Genomic DNA, 15,970 nt, shown 5'->3' with positions numbered 1-15,970 from the left:
TCACAAGCTCGTTGACATCGTTGTCAACAGAGCGCCATATTCCGCTTCAACCGCGGGTCATTCTCGATCCGCACCCTGCAGGAGCCCGCGTGACCGCTGCCAGCCATCCCGCCCCCGCCCACGTGCTGTCCAGCGCTGCGCCGAGCTTCCTGGCCGCAGATGTCGGCGGAACCCATGTACGGGTGGCCCGCGTGCAGGCCAGCGGCGACGACGCCCATCCGGTCCGTCTGCTGGATTACCGCAAGTACCGCAACGTCGACCATCCGGGACTGGCTGCCATTCTTTCGGATTTCCTCGGCGACAGCACCCGCCCCGCTCATTGCGTCGTGGCCACTGCGGGTTATGCCCGCGAAGACGGCACTGTGATCACCGCCAATGTGCCGTGGCCGCTGTCGGCCCGCCAGCTCGAGACCGACACCGGCGTGCAGCACGTGCATATCGTCAACGATTTCGAGGCCGTCGCCCATGCTGCCGCTCAGGTGGATGCCAGTGGCGTGCTTCACCTGTGTGGACCCGACAGCGCGCCGCGTGGACCGACCCTGGTGGTCGGGCCCGGCACCGGGTTGGGTGCGGCGCTCTGGATCCCCACCGCCCATGGTCCGGTGGTCCTGGCCACTGAAGCCGGACAGGCCAGCCTTGCCACCAGCGATGAACTGGAAATGGCGATCCTGCGCCACATGCTGCGCGCACGGTCGCATGTGTCGGTGGAACACGCCCTGTCAGGCCCTGGCCTGATCAACCTCTATACCGCGGTGTGCGCCGTGGAAGGCCAGCCCGCCACGCTGCGCACGCCCGACGCCGTGACGGCCGCTGCGGTGGCGGGCACCGATGCGCAGGCACGCAGGGCGCTCGAAGTCTTCTGTGGACTGCTCGGCAGCACCATCGGTGACATGGCCCTGCTGTATGGCGCCCACGGCGGGGTTTACCTCGCCGGCGGCATCCTGCCGCAGATCCGCGAGTTCCTGCGCGCCAGCACCTTCGTTGCCCGCTATCTCAACAAGGGTCCGATGAGCGAAGCGCTGCAACGGATCCCGGTCAAGGTGGTCGAGCACGGCCAGCTGGGCGTGATCGGCGCCGCCAGCTGGTACCTGGGCCAGCAATCCCGCTGATCTCTGCAGCACGCGCAGGCGCGTGCAGGCAGCAAGAACATGCAACAACCGGAACACGCCGTACGCACCACCCGGACTACCCGATCACGCCGGCCGCGGCGCGATCGCACGACAGCAGCAACCACGCGCCGACGAGGCGAACATCGAGTGATGAGGAGAGACATCATGAATACCCGCAAGTCCGTACTTTCGGCCGCCGTCGTCAGTTGCCTGGCCTTCGCCGCCCATGCCCAGCAGACCCCGCAGGACCTCGACACGATCACCGTGGTCGGCATCCGTGCCAGCCTGGAGAAATCGCTCGACACCAAGCGCAACAACGTCGGCATCTCCGAAGCGATCACCGCCGAGGACATCGGCAAGTTCCCCAGCACGAACGTCGCCGAAGCGCTGTCGCAGATCCCGGGCGTGACCCTGGACCGCCGCTTCGGCCAGGGCGAGCGGGTCAGCATCGATGGCACCGATCCCAGCCTCAATTTGTCCTTCCTGGATGGCCACCCCGTCGCGCAGGCGATCTGGTTGTACGGCGAGCAGCCCAATCGCGGCTTCGATTACACCCTGTTGTCACCGCAGATCCTGGGCCGCGCGGAGATCATCAAATCCTCCGAAGCACGCCTGACCGAAGGCAGCCTGGGTGGCACCGTGCTGATGCACACGCGCCAGCCGCTGGATCTGAAGAAGAACGAAGTCGCCGCCTCGGTGGGCTACAGCTACAGCCAGCAGGCCAGCGAGGGCAAGCCGAACGCGGCAGCACTCTACAGCTGGAAGACCGATGACGAAACCTTCGGAATCGCGGTATCTGCGCAGCACTATGAAGAGGCCGTCGACCGCCAGGGCACCGAAGTATTCGGCTATGCCAAGGCCAGCAGCTTCCCCAACGCCACCGGTGTGGCGCCGGACGTGGACGTGCCCAACTCCATCAACGCGGCGTGGTTCCAGCAGGAACGCAAGCGCGACAGTGCCGTGGTGAACCTGCAGTTCAAGCCGAACGAAGACCTGGAGTTCAACCTCAGCGGCCTGTACATCAAGGAGAACTTCGACAACTACAACCAGTCGATGTACTCCTTCCTGACCTGGAACGATGGAACGCGCAACGCGGTCGATACGCTGGGCGGCGTGCGCAACGGGGTCGCCACCACGGGCCATTCCGGGGCCAACAGCGATCTCACCAGCGGCACGGTCATCTATGACAACAACGTGCGCGAATCCGAAGTCACCACCAAGGGACTGGACCTGCGCGGTGCCTGGAAAGGCGAGACCTGGGGCGTCAGCGGTCAAGCAGGCCAGAGCAAGTCCGAGAACAAGAACCTGGCGCAGTACTTCATCGAGCCCGTCTACAATGGCGCCTACGGCTGGAGCCTGGACAAGGGGCTGAGCTTCGATGATCCGGCCGCTGCACGCGACCCGGCCAACTGGGGCGCACCCGGCGGCTGGCTCGGCAACAACGGCGTGTTCGCCACCGAAAGCAAGGACACCTACGCGCAGCTGGACTTCAATGTGCAGTTCGACAGCATCTTCAACCAGCTGCAGTTCGGCGTACGCCACGGCAAGCATGAAGAGAACTTCGAGCTCAACGTGTATGGCGGTGTGCGTACCGGCAACCTGGTCGACGTCGGCACGATCGGCCTGACCGACATCCAGGGCTTTGGTGATGACCAGGCTCGCCACATCCAGGTCGGCCGTGACAACGTGCTCGCCTGGGTCAAGGGCAGCCCGCTGGACTTCGCGAATCCGGATCCGTCCAGCTACCTCAACAACAGCTGGGCCCTGGAACAGACCAACAACGCAGCCTATGCGCAGTTGAACTTCTCCAACGGTCCGATGCGCGGCAACGTCGGCGTGCGCTACGTCGACTCCAAGACCCAAGGCAGCGGCTTCGTCTACGGCGGCACCCCCACGCTGACCGACCTGGACAGCAAGTGGCAGACGCAGACGAAGAAGGAGGACTTCGTCCTGCCCTCGTTGAGCGTGGCCTGGGATACCGACAGCGACTGGGTGTTCCGCTTCTCCGCCGCGAAGGTGATCGCCTGGGCGCCGTACAACCAGATGGTCAACAACACCTTCCTCAACGACACCCAGCTGACCGGCTCCGGCGGCAACGCCGCCCTGTCGCCGTATGAATCCTGGAACTTCAACGTATCGGCGGAGTACTACTACGCGCCGCAGGCGGTCGCTGCGTGGTCGGTGTTCTACAAGAAGATCGACAACTACATCGACACCTCGGCCACCGTCGAGCGTCAGTACAACTCGATCCGCGATACCTCACCCACCACCTGGGCCAGCGTGGTCGGCACCAACGGCTGCACCGTGGATGGCTACTGCGATTACAGCATCCAGCGTCCGCGCAATGCCGGCAGCGGCCACGTCAAGGGCTTCAACCTCAGCCTGCAGCAGCCGTTCGGCGACAGCGGCTTCGGCCTGACCGCCAACTACACCTATGCCAACGGCGAGAACAACAGCGGCGATCCGCTGCCCTACCAGTCGCGCAACTCGATCGCCTTCAGCCCGTACTTCGAGAAGGGCCCGCTCAACGCACGCCTGACCTACAACTGGCGTGACAGCTACCTGGCCGGTGGCTACGTCGCGGGTGCAGCACCGGCAAGCGTGGACGACTACGCCGAACTGGGCGCCAGCATCGGCTATACGTTCAACGAAAACTGGTCGCTCAACGTGGACGCGCAGAACCTGCTGGACGAGACCTACTTCCAGTACCTCGGCGACAAGGAGCATCTGGCGGGCAAGTACAAGAGCGGCCGCCGCTACATGGCGACCGTGCACTTCAAGTTCTAAGCTGACGTTGTTCCCTCGCAACGGGCCCGGTCATCCGGGCCCGTTGCATGAGGGGGTCTGGAAAAACGGCGACGCCCCGCAGGTCGCCCTAAACAGGAGTCTGTTCTGATGCGTCTGGTATCCCTGGCACCGCTGCTGCTGAGCATGGCGTTCGCGCCTCTGGCACTGGCCAACGACCCACCCGCGATCAACAACGCACCCGGCCCGCAACTGCGCAGCGGCAGCGTGATGGTCATCCCCGCCCCGGCGCAGGTGCATCGCACCACCGGCGAGGGCTTCACCATCACCGCCGCGACGGCCCTGCAGGCCGAGGGAACCGCCGCACGGCGCGTGGCTGCGCAGTTCGCTGATCTGCTTGCACGCAGTGGTGGCCCCACGCTGGTGCCGGGCAAGGTCACCGCCCAGGGCGGCGTGCGCTTTGTGCTGGACCGCAGCGCCCCGGCCACGCGTCTGCCGGCGACACCGGATGAGCGCTATGTACTGGAATCCACGGCCCGCGGCATCACCGTGCGGGCGACCAGCGAAGCCGGCCTGTTCTATGGCGCCACTACGCTCGCGCAGCTCGCCACCGGTGGCAGCAACGGGCTGGTGCCCGCCGTGCGTATCGAGGATGCCCCCCGTTTCACCTGGCGTGGCCTGATGCTCGATTCGGCGCGCCATTTCCAGAGCCTGGACGAGATCAAGCAAGTGCTTGATGCAATGGCCGCGCACAAGCTCAACACCTTCCACTGGCATCTCACCGATGACCAGGGCTGGCGCATGGAGATCAAGCGCTACCCGAAGCTGACCGAAGTCGGCAGCTGCCGGATCCCGGCCGGCGACGGTGGACGCGATGCGATCACCGGCGCCCCCCGTCCGTACTGCGGCTTCTATACCCAGCAGCAGATCCGCGAGGTCATCGCCTACGCCGCGGCGCTGCACATCCAAGTGATCCCGGAGATCGACGTGCCGGGGCATGCGACGGCCGCCATCGCCGCATATCCGGAACTGGGCGTACTGGACACTCCACTGCAGCCGTTGAGCGAATGGGGCGTGTTCCCGAATCTGTTCAACACCGAGGAGAGCACCTTTGTCTTCCTGGAAAACGTGCTGGAGGAAGTGATCGATCTCTTCCCGGCGGCCTATGTGCACGTCGGCGGCGATGAGGCCGTAAAGGACCAATGGATCGCTTCGACACGTGTCCAGCAGCGCATGAAGGAACTGGGGGCGGCCGATGAAATGCAGATGCAGAGCCATCTGATCAAACGTCTGGAGACCTTCCTCGAACAGCACGACCGCCGATTGATCGGATGGGATGAGATTCTCGAAGGCGGGCTGCCGCCGCAGGCCACGGTGATGTCCTGGCGTGGCACCGAAGGTGGGTTGAAGGCGGCCAGCGAAGGCCACGATGTGGTGATGTCGCCGGTCACCGACATGTACATGGACTACCTGCAGACGGCATCGCCCAACGAACCACCGGGTCGGCCCCTGCTGACCACGCTGGCACGCACCTACGCTTTCGAACCGGTCCCGGCCACGCTGGCGGCGGACAAGCAGCACCATATCCTGGGCCTGCAGGCCAACATGTTCACCGAGCACACGCGCACCCATGCGCGCCTGCAGCACAACCTGTTCCCGCGCCTGGCCGCCGTTGCCGAGACCGGCTGGAGCCCAGTGCAGCAACGTGATTTCCGCGATTTCCTCGCCCGCCTGCCCGCACAGCTGGAACGCTACCGCGCGTGGGGACTGGCCTATGCGCAGACGCCTTTCGAGGTGGCCGTGAACCAGCAGGACGACCGCCGTAGCGGCAGCGTGCAGGTCCGCCTGGCAAATCCACTGGGCTACGAGGTGCGTTATCGCACCGATGGCCAGCCGGTCACTGCCGACGCGACGCTGTACACATCGCCGCTGCAGGCCACCGTGCCGGTCACCGTGCAGGCGGCTGCCTTCTTCAACGGCCAGCCGCTCGCGGCTGCACCGACCCAGACGGCCTACACCGCCCAATCGCTGCTGACCCGCCGCGATGATGAACTGCTGACCTGCCCCGGCCCCGGACAGCTGCTGCTGCGACTGGAAGATGATGGTCCGGCCGATGGCCCGCGCGCCGTGTTCAACGTCAACATCTTCAATCCATGCTGGCGCTGGGCCGATGCAGACCTCACCGGTATCCGCACGCTGAAGGTCCGCGCCGGCCGCATTCCGTACTACTTCCAGCTGGCCCACGACGAACCGCAGCGAAAGTTCGAGGCGGCCACGCGGGCACACGGTGAGATGAAAATCCGTCGCGGCGACTGCAGCGGGCCGGCGCTTGCCGAAGTCCCGTTGCCCGCCAGCCTCGGCGCCGATGGATTCGTCACCCTGGAAGCCGCGTTGCCCAAGCGACTCACCGGCAAGGGCGATCTGTGCATCAACTTCACCGGCGACACCCGCCCGGCGATGTGGGTGCTGGACGAAGCAACCCTGGCCGAGTGACGGCAAGCGCTGACAGAGGATGCAGCCCCGTTCATCCAGGCTGTTGGAGCGGCATTTCCGCCGCTTCAACACGCTGGAGAAGACAATGAACAAGAACATCCCCGGCACGCTGCTGCTTGCCTGTGTATCCACGTTCAGTGCGGTAGGTAGCGCTGAGGCCGCAGAGACCAGTTTGTTATACGGAACGGCCTCCGGCCGGCTTATCCATTTCTTCGATGTCGCCAGCCGGGCCAAGCTGCAGGCCTGGGCAGAATGCGACTCCTTGTCCGGCACAAGGACCGACTGGTTAACGTTCGATAAGGTAGTCCGCGATGGCGAGAACGTAATCACCACCATTTCCCAAGTCTGCGTGATCTAACCGGCAGCGGGACGGAGCGCACGCTGCCAGCGTCCGCCTCAGCCCCACAAGCGCAGCAGCGGGCCGCGCCACGGCGTCTGCTTCCACAGGTAGGCGACTATATAGCGGCAATGCGTTGCCGCTGCCCTGCCTGGACGCCACGATCCCGCATCAACGCCTCTGTGCGTTCAGAAGGACGGCCCTGTGCAGTCCATCGCTCTGATGGGGGAGACATCAACCGTCCCCACGGGCAACCGTCAAGACGTCACGATACGCTTCGCATCTTCTGCGTGCCCTGCCGCGCTCCGGCGCGCCCACACCTGAGCCAGCCTGCCCGGCGCGCAGATCCTCTCGTCGATGCAACAGTGCGATCGTGATATCGGTCCGCCACCGACGTGACGCTCAACAAATCACTTACGAAACTCCCAGACATATTCGAGCCTGCCGCACGCGACACAAGGGTGCTGCGCCTACTCTCAATTTTCTACCTGAAACGTAGCCTATCTCTCGCGGCGACTGGCCGCGTCCAACCAAACCAGAGATACATCATGAAGAACGCTAAGCTCAATGCCCTGTTGTTTGCTTTTGTCGCCGTAATGGGCGTCGCCGGTAGCGCGAATGCTGCCGTCTCACGACTGAGCACCGAGGCGACCGGCATCAGCCTGGAGCATGCAAAGATGACCGCCGCGCGCAATCTGAAAATCCAGTGCAACATGATGTTCGGTGAACTGATCGGAGAGCCTGAGTACACGCTTGAAGAGGGGTTCACCGTAAAGGCAGAGCAGGATTGCAACCACTGACCGAGGCACTGTTCCTGGAGCATACCCAGCGTTTTCGCTGGGCGTGCTCCAGGCACTCCCAGCACAACCAGGAGATAGGACATGACTTTCAGAATCCGCGTATCGTCCGCTTCCGTGGCGATATTCCTGTTCGCCTGCTGCGCGAATTGGAGCGCGCAGGCTGCGATCTCCAACCTGACTACCACCGCGAGTGGGAGCACCGTCCACGATGCAACCTCCACCGCGAAACGACTCATCGCCATCCAGTGTGACCTGATGTTTGGCACCCTCCTCGGCAAAATGGAGATCTCAGACGTCGTAGAGGACGAAGAGGAAGACCTCTTCTACCTGACGGCGCGACAGACGTGCAACCACTGACAGGGAATGACGTTCTCGATCTGCAATGACGTCACCGATGACGCCGAGACTATAGACGTCACGTAACGCTGGTCTCGGCGTTTCACCTGCACTGGCCTGTCTCCACCGGCAACTCGCCGCGTCCAACCGGGAGATGGACCATGAGGAACCCCAGGCTCTGGGTGCACCCTACGATGAATTCGGCACCGCCGGCGGCGAAGAAGACGCTTGGCAGCGCAGCAGGGATGCAGCCACCAACGAAGATGTCACCATGAATACAAGATTTCTGTCCCTCCTGCTGGCCCTCGTGCTGGCCGGCACAACACCCGATTCAAGCGCTGCAGTCAGCAGGCTACGCGTTGTGGTGTTGAATACGGCGGACCTCAATGAGGCAATCATCAAAGGCCAGCAGTTACTTCATTTTACCTGCTACAGCTTATTCGGAACGCTGCTGGGCCCGTTGACCATGGTCGTGGGCGAAGACATCGAGTTTTTCCAGGACTGCAACCACTAGGTGTCCCCGTTCTCACCCAGGCTCACCCTTTCATGCGGAGGAGCGTGTCCCGCCACGGGCTCAATGCCGTGGCAAGACCCGCGATGACGCCTGCCGTATTGGCCACCGCATCGGCCGGGTCGGCCATGCGGGCTTCGGTCAGCGCACCCTGTGCAAACTCGATGCCAATGCCCATCAGCACCAACCCGATTCCGGCCCATGCCAGCACAGCCCCGCGGCGATAGAGCTGTACGGCGCTGCCCGCCAACAGAAAATACGCCAGGAAGTGCTCCACCTTGTCACTGCCCTGCGGCAGCGCCAGCGGAGGCGGCGGAATCAGGCAGACCACGATCACCGTCAGCACGGCCGCCAACCAGGCAGCCAGCCAGAAACGGGGATGGCGCAGCGGCTTGAGCCACGTCTTGCTCACAGCCGCCAGCTCAGGTCACCCAGTTCAAAGGCGGGTTCGAAGTCGATGTTCCGTTGCAGGCCGATGACCTGGAAACGTTCGCCCATCCCGCTCGGCAAGGTGAGCTTTTTCACTTCCTCGCGCAGCTGCACACGCCCCACTTCGTCGGTACGTTCGTCGGCCAGGGTCAGCACGTGATCCAACCCATTGCCGAGCAGAAAACTGGCCTGGCTGCAGTAACCGGCGAGATCGAAACCCGCATGCAGGCCCGCCTCGGCCATGGCGGTGAAGTCCACCGACGCGGTGATGTCCTGCAGCCCGGGCCACAGGTAGACATCGTTGTGCACATGGTGGCGGTAGAAAGCGCGCACCGTTCCATCGTCCCGCTCGGGCAGGTAATACTCGCGCCGGGTGTAGCCATAATCCACGAACAACATCGCGCCGCGTTGCAAGCCGCCGGCCACCGCCTGCAGCCAGTAGGGCAGCTGCGGTAACAGTTCGGACCGGTAGCCTTCGGCGAAGGGGGCATCGAGGTAGCGCTCCAGGTGCCGCACGGCACCGCTGAGCAGCATGTCGGCCGGTTGCGCGCCGCGTATGAACTGCCCGTCCGCATCCAGCTGCACCGTTTCCTCATGCACCTCGCCATCGCGGATCAGGAAGCGCGGTGTGGGCAGCGCATCGATGACTTCGTTGGCAAACACGATGCCCTCCCAGTCGTCATCGAAAGGACGATCCAGCCATTCCACCCGGCTACCGATGTCCGCCGGGAGATTCTGTTGCAGGCGCTCACGCTGGCGCTGGCGCAGGTCTGCACTGGGCTCCAGGATCGCGTAGCGCGCCGGTAACGCCTGTAGCTCCGCCAGCCGCAGCAGCACGGCTTCGGCAAACGCGCCGCTGCCGCCGCCGAGTTCCAGCAGGCGTGCCTGCGGGCCCAGCTGACCCAGCACCGGGGCCAGCGCATTGGCGACCGTGGCGGCGAACAGCCCGCCCATTTCGGCGGCCGTGGTGAAGTCGCCACTGGCGCCGAACTTGCTGGCACCGGCGCTGTAGTACCCCCAGCCCGGTGCATACAGGCACAGCTCCATGAAACGCGAGAAGGGCATCGCCCCGCCCTGCGCGCGGATCTCTTCGCGCAGCGCGGCGGCCAGTTGTTCGCTGTGGGCCAGGGCATCGGCTTCGGGCAGGGGGATCGTGGACTGCATGGCGTCTTCAATTGCGGTGACAATGGTGCACAGGATAGCCGAGCCGTGGAGTACCCGATGACCGACACCGCCCCCGTTGCCCTGATCACCGGCAGCGCACGCCGCATTGGTGCGGCCATTGCCAGTCACCTGCACCAGTCGGGTTATCGGGTGGTCCTGCATGCGCATCGTTCCAGTGACGAACTGCAGCAGCTGGCGTTCGCCTTCGAACTGGCGCGTCCGGGCAGCGTGCTGGCGCTGCAGGCCGACCTGCGCGATGCCGAGGCTTTGCCGGATCTGGTGGAACAGGCCGTGGCCCATTTCGGACGGCTCGACGCGCTGGTCAACAATGCCTCCACGTTCTTCCCGACCCCGCTGGGGCAGATCACAGCGGAGGCCATCGACGAACTGTACGCAGTGAACGCACGGGCACCGCTGCTGCTCGGCCAAGCGGCTGCGCCGCACCTGCGCCGCAGCCTGGGCTGCATCGTCAATTTGACCGACCTGCACGCCACCGATCCGATGCGCGACCATCCGGCCTACAGCATGGCCAAGGCCGCGCTGGAGATGGCCACGCGCTCGCTGGCGCTGGAGCTGGCGCCGAAGGTGCGGGTCAACGCCGTGGCGCCTGGCGCGATCCTGTGGCCGGAGAGCGGCAAGGATGATTTTGCCCGTGAAGCCCTGCTGGCGCGCACGCCCCTCGCCCGGATCGGCACGGTTGAAGAAATCGCCGAGGCCGTTCGCTGGCTGATCGCCGATGCGGGCTTCGTCACCGGCCACACGCTGCGGCTGGATGGCGGGCGCACGCTGTCCTGAGGCACCGCTGTCGGTAGCGCCGAGCCACGCTCGGCGAGCGCGCAGCGCGGCCTGAGTCAGGCATCGCGGCTTGGGTGCGCCCCCGCGGCGACGGACCGGAGCCCGCCGAGCGTAGCATTACGCTTCGGCGTCGGGACCCAGTTCCACGACATCAAACGCTTCGTCGTATTGCCGGTGGGCACGCCACAGGGCGGCCAGGGTCAGGCCACTGACCGGGTCAACGAAGGTCGGCGCGATATCGGCCAGCGGCTTCATCACGAAGGCATGCTTGAGCTCGGGCCGCGGAATGCGCAGATGGCCCGGGCCCTCGACGATCAGGTCGCCGTAGAACACCACGTCGATGTCCAGCGTCCGGTCGGAAAACCGCGGTCCGCTGCGATCACGCCCGTGTTCGTCTTCCAGCGCATGGGCCCATGCATCCAGCGCATCCAGGTCCAGGTCGGTATCGATCGCCACCGCATTGTTGATGAAAGCAGGCCCATCAAAGCCCACGGCCGCCATCCGGTAGGCGGGCGACACGGTAATCTTGCCGAAACGTGCGGCCAGGGCCGCGACAGCGGCATGCAGGTGGCGGCGGGGCTGGATGTTGCTGCCCAGGCTCAGTAGCACGGTGGTCATGCGATCCATCAGAGGGAGGGGAGGAGATAATGCCTTCGTAACGGCAGTACCCTTACCATTGGACCGCACTTGATGGGGCGATGCCAATGACTTATTGCGTCGGAATCGAGGTGGACGAAGGCCTGGTCTTCGCCGCCGACACGCGTACCAACGCATCGGTTGACGATGTCCGCATACATCGCAAGCTGCATGTCTTCGACTATCCGGGCCAAGCGGTTTTCGTGCTGATGGCTGCCGGCAACCTCGCCACCACGCAGTTGCTGGTGTCGCGCCTGCAACGGGATGTGGAGGAACAGCGCGAGCCCAACCTGCGCAGCCTGCGCCACCTGTTCGAAGTCGCCGAGTACGTCGGTTCCCTGCTGGTGGACAGCCAGGTGAAGTGTCGCGACGTGGAACATGGGCACGATGGGGTCAATACCCAGGCGACGCTGATCCTTGGCGGGCAGATCGCCGGCGAGGGGCCAGGCCTGTACATGGTGTATCCCTTGGGAAATGCGATATCGGCCTCGCCTGAAACGCCCTACCTGCAGATCGGCGAATCCAAGTACGGTAAACCGATCCTGGACCGCATCATCCGGCCTCATACCCGCTTGGATGACGCAGCGCGGACAGCCGTGGTTTCCCTGGATTCGACCATCCGTTCCAATCTGTCGGTCGGCCTGCCCCTGGACCTGGCACTGATCCGCCGCGATGAACTTCACATCGGCGGGCAGCTGCGGCTGAGCGGCGACTCGCCCCTGTATGCGGACATCCATCACAACTGGGCGCATCGACTGGAGCAGGCGGTCGCCGCCTTGCCGCGGTTCCCCTGGGAACAGCAGATGTAGCGACGCATCGGTGCGCGCTGAGCGTACTCAGCGCTGCTTCGTCAATGCCCTCGCCACGGAGTGGAAGACCTGCTGCATGTCCAGCGGCTTGCGCAGCACGTGCACGTCGACGCCCTCGGCAACGGGCAATGCGGCGTCATCGCTTTCATCAAGCATCAGCAGCGCCGTGCCCTGGAATCCCTGCGCGGCGAGTTCGGCCAGCAGTGCATGGGCAGGCAGCAACGCAGCGCCCCCATCCAGGATGGCCAGCGCGGGCATCGCATTGGCCTGCAGCATCCGCAGCGCAGCGGCGCCATCGGAAGCGAGGTGCAACAGATAGCCTTGGCTGGACAACGCATTCCCCAACAAGGACAAGCGCGTCGCTTCGCCATCCACCACCAGGACGGCCGGGCCACTCCCGCCCGCAGGGGGCGCAGGTAGCACCTGATGCGCTTCGGAAGAATCACTGACGGGCAAATGCAGGTCAAAGCGAGTGCCCTGCCCCGCCACGCTGGTGACCTCGATACGCCCTCCGCAGCTTTCGATGATCCGCTTGCACGACGTTAGCCCCAGGCCGGTACCGTCCGGCTTGGTGGTGAAGAAAGGACTGAACAACTGGGCGAGCGTCCCGGCATCCATGCCGATGCCTTCGTCGGTGACCGTAATGCACAACCAGAAGCGGCCCTCATGGCGCCCCGTGCGCTCGGCGCGAAGCCCCAGCCGTCCCCCGTGCGGCATGGCCTGCAGCGCATTCAACGTGAGGTTGAGCAGCACCTGCTGCAGTTCGGTGAAATTGCCCTCCACGGTCAGGTCGAGGTCCTCCTGCCGCACCTCCAGTGATACGGCCGCAGGCAGGCTGCCTCGCAGCAGCAGTTGCACCGCCTCGAACAAGTGACCCACCGGTACCCGCTCGCTGGGCTTGCGTGACCCCCGCACGAACGACAGCATCGATTCGGCCATTTCGTGGCCACGGCGCCCGCACTCGGCGATGACATCGGCCATGTGTCGCAGTTGCGGGTCGTCGGTGCGGGCCTTCAGCAGCTCCGGCATGATCAGCAGGGGCTGCAGGATGTTGCGCAGGTCGTGGCTGAGCCCTGCCGCCAGCAGCGAAAGACTCTCCAGGCGCTGCGCGCGCATCAACTCGCCTTCCACCCGCACCCGGTCGCTTTCGGTCCGCGCATCGCGCACGGCGCGCGACACTGCCGCCGGCAAGCGCGCAGGCTGGTGCTTGAGAATGTAGTCGTTGGCACCCCGTTGCAGTGCAGCCACCGCCGCCTCTTCGCCGGTGGTGCTGGTCAGGAACAGGAACGGCAAGGCGGGCTGGACCTGTCGCACCACGTCCAAGGCACGGAAGCCTGAAAAACCGGCCATGGTCAGCTCTGCGAGCACGACATCGGGCTGGAAGTCCTGCAGCGCGCCCAGCAACTGCGCTTCTTCCTCCACCCGCTGGAAGCTGGCCCGCATGCCGGCGGCGAGGATCTGTGCAATGACGCGCTCCGCATCCTCAGGCATGTCTTCGACCAGCAGGATGCGCAGATCGCCTGTTTCAGCCGATTTTACTGCCATGGTGTCACCTGGCCTCCCTAGGCCGATCCCCTGCCCCACTCCACGTCGCCGCCCCTCGCGTGCCCGCCGCCCCACCCGGCGGTTCGCGTGAAGCCACTATAGTCCAGGGTGACGGCGTCCGTGCAAGACCTGCCGGGGTCAACCGTGCGACTTGCGCAGGGTCAGATCAGCTTGCTGCCAGCTCAGTGCGGCGCGCGATGCGGGCGCGGCTTGTGGGCTGCCTGCAGCCTGCGGTCCGGACATGTTGAAAATGGGCCAGCCGAAGGTCCAATAAGCCATCGAACCCAGTGCGGCCAGCGTGGTCACCGCGACGAGTGCCCGTCGCCAGTTGACGCGGCTGGGTCCGTTCACCGAGGCCGGGGGGCCGAGCATCACCAGCGGCGCGTTGCCGGCATCCACCAGCAGAAGCCGATGCTCTGTCGGTTGAGTGCGCGGCACCGACGGCGGCGCAATGTCCGCCGAGCCAACTGCCGACCCTGTGGAAACGAAAAGCTTCATCACGACGTCCAATCAGCGAAACAGCCGATCATTTGACCAAGCGTCGGCTGGCCCGGCCAGCGTCAACAACGACAAAGGCGCCTTGAAGGCGCCTTTGTCATGAAGCAGGTTCAGCCACTCGGGAGACGGCTTACTTCATCGGGGTTGCAGCAACTTTCAGCTGCGCCGCATCCACGCGGGTCACGCCCTTGATGTTCTTGGCGGTGGCCACGGCCTTGTCGTGCTCGGCCTTGTTGGCCACGTTGCCGCTCAGGCTCACCACACCATTGACGGTGGTGACGCTGATATCGGTAGCCGGGACGTTGCTGCTGACCGCCAGGTCACCCTTCACCTTGGTGGTGATCCAGGTATCGGTCACCGGCTCGTTGGAGTCATGGCGATCTGCATGGGTCTTGTCGTGGCCGGCATGCATGTCCTTCTTGTCCTGATCATTGGCCATCGCCAGCGGCGCTGCCAGCAGCATGCCCAGGCCGATGGTCGCGGTGAGCAGTTTCGAGTTCGTCTTCATGGTGCGGTCCTCCTCGTTGGTGGGTGAAGTGTCCCGTAGTGCGCGTCCAGCCCGTGTGCGGGCGCCGTCATGCCGGGGTGAACCACCGCGCTGCCAGCGACAACCGTTCATGTTTCATCCTCGGCGCGGGGGCCGTTACGCTGGGCATCCCCCCCATGAAGGAACCGCCATGGCGATCGACCTCCAGCTTGCTCTGATCGGCTACGGCCTCGCCGGACGGGTGTTCCATGCCCCGTTGATCCAGCACACACCGGGGTTGGCGCTGCACAGCGTGGTCAGCTCGCGACGCGATGAGCTGCGGCGACATTTCACCGACGTCCACGTGCGTGCGCAACCGTCCGATGTGTTCGACGACCCCGCCGTGGATGCGGTGGTGATCGCCACGCCCAATGACCAGCATGCCCCGCTGGCCATCGCCGCCCTGCGCGCCGGCAAGCACGTTCTGGTGGACAAGCCCTTCGCGCTGGATGTGGCGCAGGCCGAGGCCGTATTGCGCGCCGCAGAGGAGGCGGAGCGCTGTGTCACGGTGTTCCAGAACCGTCGCTTCGACGCGGACTTCCTGACGCTGAAGGCGGTGCTGGACAGTGGCCAGCTGGGCGACGTCGCCGAATGTCATTCGCATTTCGATCGCTTCCGGCCGCAGGTACGTGACCGCTGGCGCGAGCGCGATCTCCCTGGCGGTGGCCTATGGTATGACCTGGGTCCACACCTGTTGGATCAGGTGGTGCAGCTGTTCGGCTGGCCACAGGCCATTACCGCGGACCTGGACTGCCAGCGCGCGGCTGGCAGCATCGACTACCTGCATGCCGTGCTGCACTACCCACGCATGCGCGCCATCGTGCATGCCGGTTCGCTGGTCAGCGTCCCCGCGCCGCGCTTCACCGTGCACGGCAGTGCGGGCAGCTGGATCAAGCACGGGCTGGACGTGCAGGAAGCGCAACTGGCTGCGGGAAAGGCGCCCGGGGCGCCGGGCTGGGGGCTGGACCCCCACCATGGCGAGCACAGCTGGGTGGATGGCGAAGGCAACCTGCAGCACCGCACCGTGGACAACCTGCCCGGTGACTACCGCCGGATCTACGCCGCCTTTGCGGCAGCGATCCGCGGCGAAGCAACGGCCGACGTCACCCCACGGCAGGCGCTGCACCTGATGCAACTATTGGATGCGGGCAGGCGCAGCGCCGCTGAGGGCCGCACCATCGGGCTGGAATCTGCAGGGTAGCGCCGAGCCACGCTCGGCGGCGTTTCGGGGTGCGCC

Annotated in this window: 16 protein-coding genes; 10 read left to right on the top strand and 6 right to left on the bottom strand. The window is 65.0% G+C overall.

All coding sequences use genetic code 11. The annotated features are described in order from the left end of the window. The first annotated feature begins 89 nt into the window (after positions 1-89). The 7 genes from ABRP17_RS11950 to ABRP17_RS11920 all read left to right on the top strand — a co-directional run bounded on the left by ABRP17_RS11950 (position 90) and on the right by ABRP17_RS11920 (position 8,334). Positions 90-1,109, top strand: coding sequence for a glucokinase family protein (locus ABRP17_RS11950; RefSeq protein WP_349985511.1), 1,020 nt, complete (start codon positions 90-92; stop codon positions 1,107-1,109). A gap of 165 nt (positions 1,110-1,274) precedes the next feature. Next, a complete protein-coding gene (locus ABRP17_RS11945; protein ID WP_349985512.1) occupies positions 1,275-3,896 on the top strand; it encodes a TonB-dependent receptor in 2,622 nt (873 codons plus the stop codon). 108 nt (positions 3,897-4,004) lie between these two features. Then, entirely contained in the window at positions 4,005-6,347 is a 2,343-nt protein-coding gene (locus tag ABRP17_RS11940; protein WP_349985513.1) for a family 20 glycosylhydrolase, read from the top strand. An 85-nt stretch (positions 6,348-6,432) separates the two neighbouring features. Further along, positions 6,433-6,705: a hypothetical protein gene (locus ABRP17_RS11935; RefSeq protein WP_349985514.1), complete on the top strand. Its 273-nt coding sequence runs from the start codon at positions 6,433-6,435 to the stop codon at positions 6,703-6,705. A 527-nt stretch (positions 6,706-7,232) separates the two neighbouring features. After that, positions 7,233-7,484, top strand: coding sequence for a hypothetical protein (locus tag ABRP17_RS11930; RefSeq protein ID WP_349985515.1), 252 nt, complete (start codon positions 7,233-7,235; stop codon positions 7,482-7,484). An 81-nt stretch (positions 7,485-7,565) separates the two neighbouring features. Further along, positions 7,566-7,841, top strand: a complete 276-nt coding sequence (locus ABRP17_RS11925; protein WP_349985516.1) for a hypothetical protein — start codon at positions 7,566-7,568, stop codon at positions 7,839-7,841. A 133-nt stretch (positions 7,842-7,974) separates the two neighbouring features. Continuing rightward, entirely contained in the window at positions 7,975-8,334 is a 360-nt protein-coding gene (locus ABRP17_RS11920) for a hypothetical protein (protein ID WP_349985517.1), read from the top strand. A gap of 22 nt (positions 8,335-8,356) precedes the next feature. On the opposite strand, the gene ABRP17_RS11915 is transcribed toward ABRP17_RS11920, so the two are convergent. Then, positions 8,357-8,743 carry a VanZ family protein gene (locus ABRP17_RS11915; protein WP_349985518.1) on the bottom strand — a complete coding sequence of 129 codons (387 nt, stop codon included), beginning with the start codon at positions 8,741-8,743 and terminating at the stop codon, positions 8,357-8,359. Continuing rightward, positions 8,740-9,924 carry an SAM-dependent methyltransferase gene (locus ABRP17_RS11910; RefSeq protein ID WP_349985519.1) on the bottom strand — a complete coding sequence of 395 codons (1,185 nt, stop codon included), beginning with the start codon at positions 9,922-9,924 and terminating at the stop codon, positions 8,740-8,742. The genes ABRP17_RS11915 and ABRP17_RS11910 overlap by 4 nt, the downstream gene beginning before the upstream one ends. A 57-nt stretch (positions 9,925-9,981) precedes the next feature. On the opposite strand from ABRP17_RS11910, the gene ABRP17_RS11905 reads away from it, so the two are divergent. Next, a complete protein-coding gene (locus tag ABRP17_RS11905; RefSeq protein ID WP_188326168.1) occupies positions 9,982-10,719 on the top strand; it encodes a pteridine reductase in 738 nt (245 codons plus the stop codon). Between the two features lie 117 nt (positions 10,720-10,836). Here ABRP17_RS11905 and folK read toward each other — a convergent pair whose 3' ends face one another. Next, complete coding sequence (folK, locus tag ABRP17_RS11900; RefSeq protein ID WP_349985520.1) at positions 10,837-11,337, bottom strand: 2-amino-4-hydroxy-6-hydroxymethyldihydropteridine diphosphokinase; 501 nt, start codon at positions 11,335-11,337, stop codon at positions 10,837-10,839. A gap of 86 nt (positions 11,338-11,423) precedes the next feature. Here folK and ABRP17_RS11895 point away from each other — a divergent pair, with 86 nt between their 5' ends. Then, positions 11,424-12,164 carry a 20S proteasome subunit A/B gene (locus ABRP17_RS11895; protein ID WP_349985521.1) on the top strand — a complete coding sequence of 247 codons (741 nt, stop codon included), beginning with the start codon at positions 11,424-11,426 and terminating at the stop codon, positions 12,162-12,164. Positions 12,165-12,191: 27 nt separating this feature from the next. On the opposite strand, the gene ABRP17_RS11890 is transcribed toward ABRP17_RS11895, so the two are convergent. The 3 genes from ABRP17_RS11890 to ABRP17_RS11880 form a co-directional block, all read right to left on the bottom strand. After that, positions 12,192-13,709, bottom strand: coding sequence for an ATP-binding protein (locus ABRP17_RS11890; protein WP_349985522.1), 1,518 nt, complete (start codon positions 13,707-13,709; stop codon positions 12,192-12,194). 138 nt (positions 13,710-13,847) lie between these two features. Beyond that, positions 13,848-14,219 carry a hypothetical protein gene (locus tag ABRP17_RS11885; protein ID WP_349985523.1) on the bottom strand — a complete coding sequence of 124 codons (372 nt, stop codon included), beginning with the start codon at positions 14,217-14,219 and terminating at the stop codon, positions 13,848-13,850. 118 nt (positions 14,220-14,337) lie between these two features. Continuing rightward, complete coding sequence (locus tag ABRP17_RS11880; protein WP_188326163.1) at positions 14,338-14,715, bottom strand: BON domain-containing protein; 378 nt, start codon at positions 14,713-14,715, stop codon at positions 14,338-14,340. Positions 14,716-14,884: 169 nt separating this feature from the next. Between ABRP17_RS11880 and ABRP17_RS11875 the strand changes: the two genes are divergently transcribed. Then, positions 14,885-15,934, top strand: coding sequence for an oxidoreductase (locus ABRP17_RS11875; protein ID WP_349985524.1), 1,050 nt, complete (start codon positions 14,885-14,887; stop codon positions 15,932-15,934). Positions 15,935-15,970: the final 36 nt, after the last annotated feature.

This window comes from Stenotrophomonas sp. WHRI 8082 (genome assembly GCF_040223995.2).
Classification (GTDB): Bacteria; Pseudomonadota; Gammaproteobacteria; order Xanthomonadales; family Xanthomonadaceae; genus Stenotrophomonas.
This window is presented reverse-complemented; position numbering and strand designations above follow the sequence as displayed.

What these genes read in the sequence shown, in the direction of transcription:
- ABRP17_RS11875 (WP_349985524.1), top strand. Translation starts at nt 14,885, where the DNA reads ATGGCGATCGACCTCCAGCTTGCTCTGATCGGCTACGGCCTCGCCGGA.
- ABRP17_RS11930 (WP_349985515.1), top strand. Translation starts at nt 7,233, where the DNA reads ATGAAGAACGCTAAGCTCAATGCCCTGTTGTTTGCTTTTGTCGCCGTA.
- ABRP17_RS11890 (WP_349985522.1), bottom strand. Translation starts at nt 13,709, where the DNA reads ATGGCAGTAAAATCGGCTGAAACAGGCGATCTGCGCATCCTGCTGGTC.
- ABRP17_RS11925 (WP_349985516.1), top strand. Translation starts at nt 7,566, where the DNA reads ATGACTTTCAGAATCCGCGTATCGTCCGCTTCCGTGGCGATATTCCTG.
- ABRP17_RS11905 (WP_188326168.1), top strand. Translation starts at nt 9,982, where the DNA reads ATGACCGACACCGCCCCCGTTGCCCTGATCACCGGCAGCGCACGCCGC.
- folK (WP_349985520.1), bottom strand. Translation starts at nt 11,337, where the DNA reads ATGACCACCGTGCTACTGAGCCTGGGCAGCAACATCCAGCCCCGCCGC.
- ABRP17_RS11945 (WP_349985512.1), top strand. Translation starts at nt 1,275, where the DNA reads ATGAATACCCGCAAGTCCGTACTTTCGGCCGCCGTCGTCAGTTGCCTG.
- ABRP17_RS11895 (WP_349985521.1), top strand. Translation starts at nt 11,424, where the DNA reads ATGACTTATTGCGTCGGAATCGAGGTGGACGAAGGCCTGGTCTTCGCC.
- ABRP17_RS11920 (WP_349985517.1), top strand. Translation starts at nt 7,975, where the DNA reads ATGGACCATGAGGAACCCCAGGCTCTGGGTGCACCCTACGATGAATTC.
- ABRP17_RS11940 (WP_349985513.1), top strand. Translation starts at nt 4,005, where the DNA reads ATGCGTCTGGTATCCCTGGCACCGCTGCTGCTGAGCATGGCGTTCGCG.
- ABRP17_RS11880 (WP_188326163.1), bottom strand. Translation starts at nt 14,715, where the DNA reads ATGAAGACGAACTCGAAACTGCTCACCGCGACCATCGGCCTGGGCATG.
- ABRP17_RS11935 (WP_349985514.1), top strand. Translation starts at nt 6,433, where the DNA reads ATGAACAAGAACATCCCCGGCACGCTGCTGCTTGCCTGTGTATCCACG.
- ABRP17_RS11910 (WP_349985519.1), bottom strand. Translation starts at nt 9,924, where the DNA reads ATGCAGTCCACGATCCCCCTGCCCGAAGCCGATGCCCTGGCCCACAGC.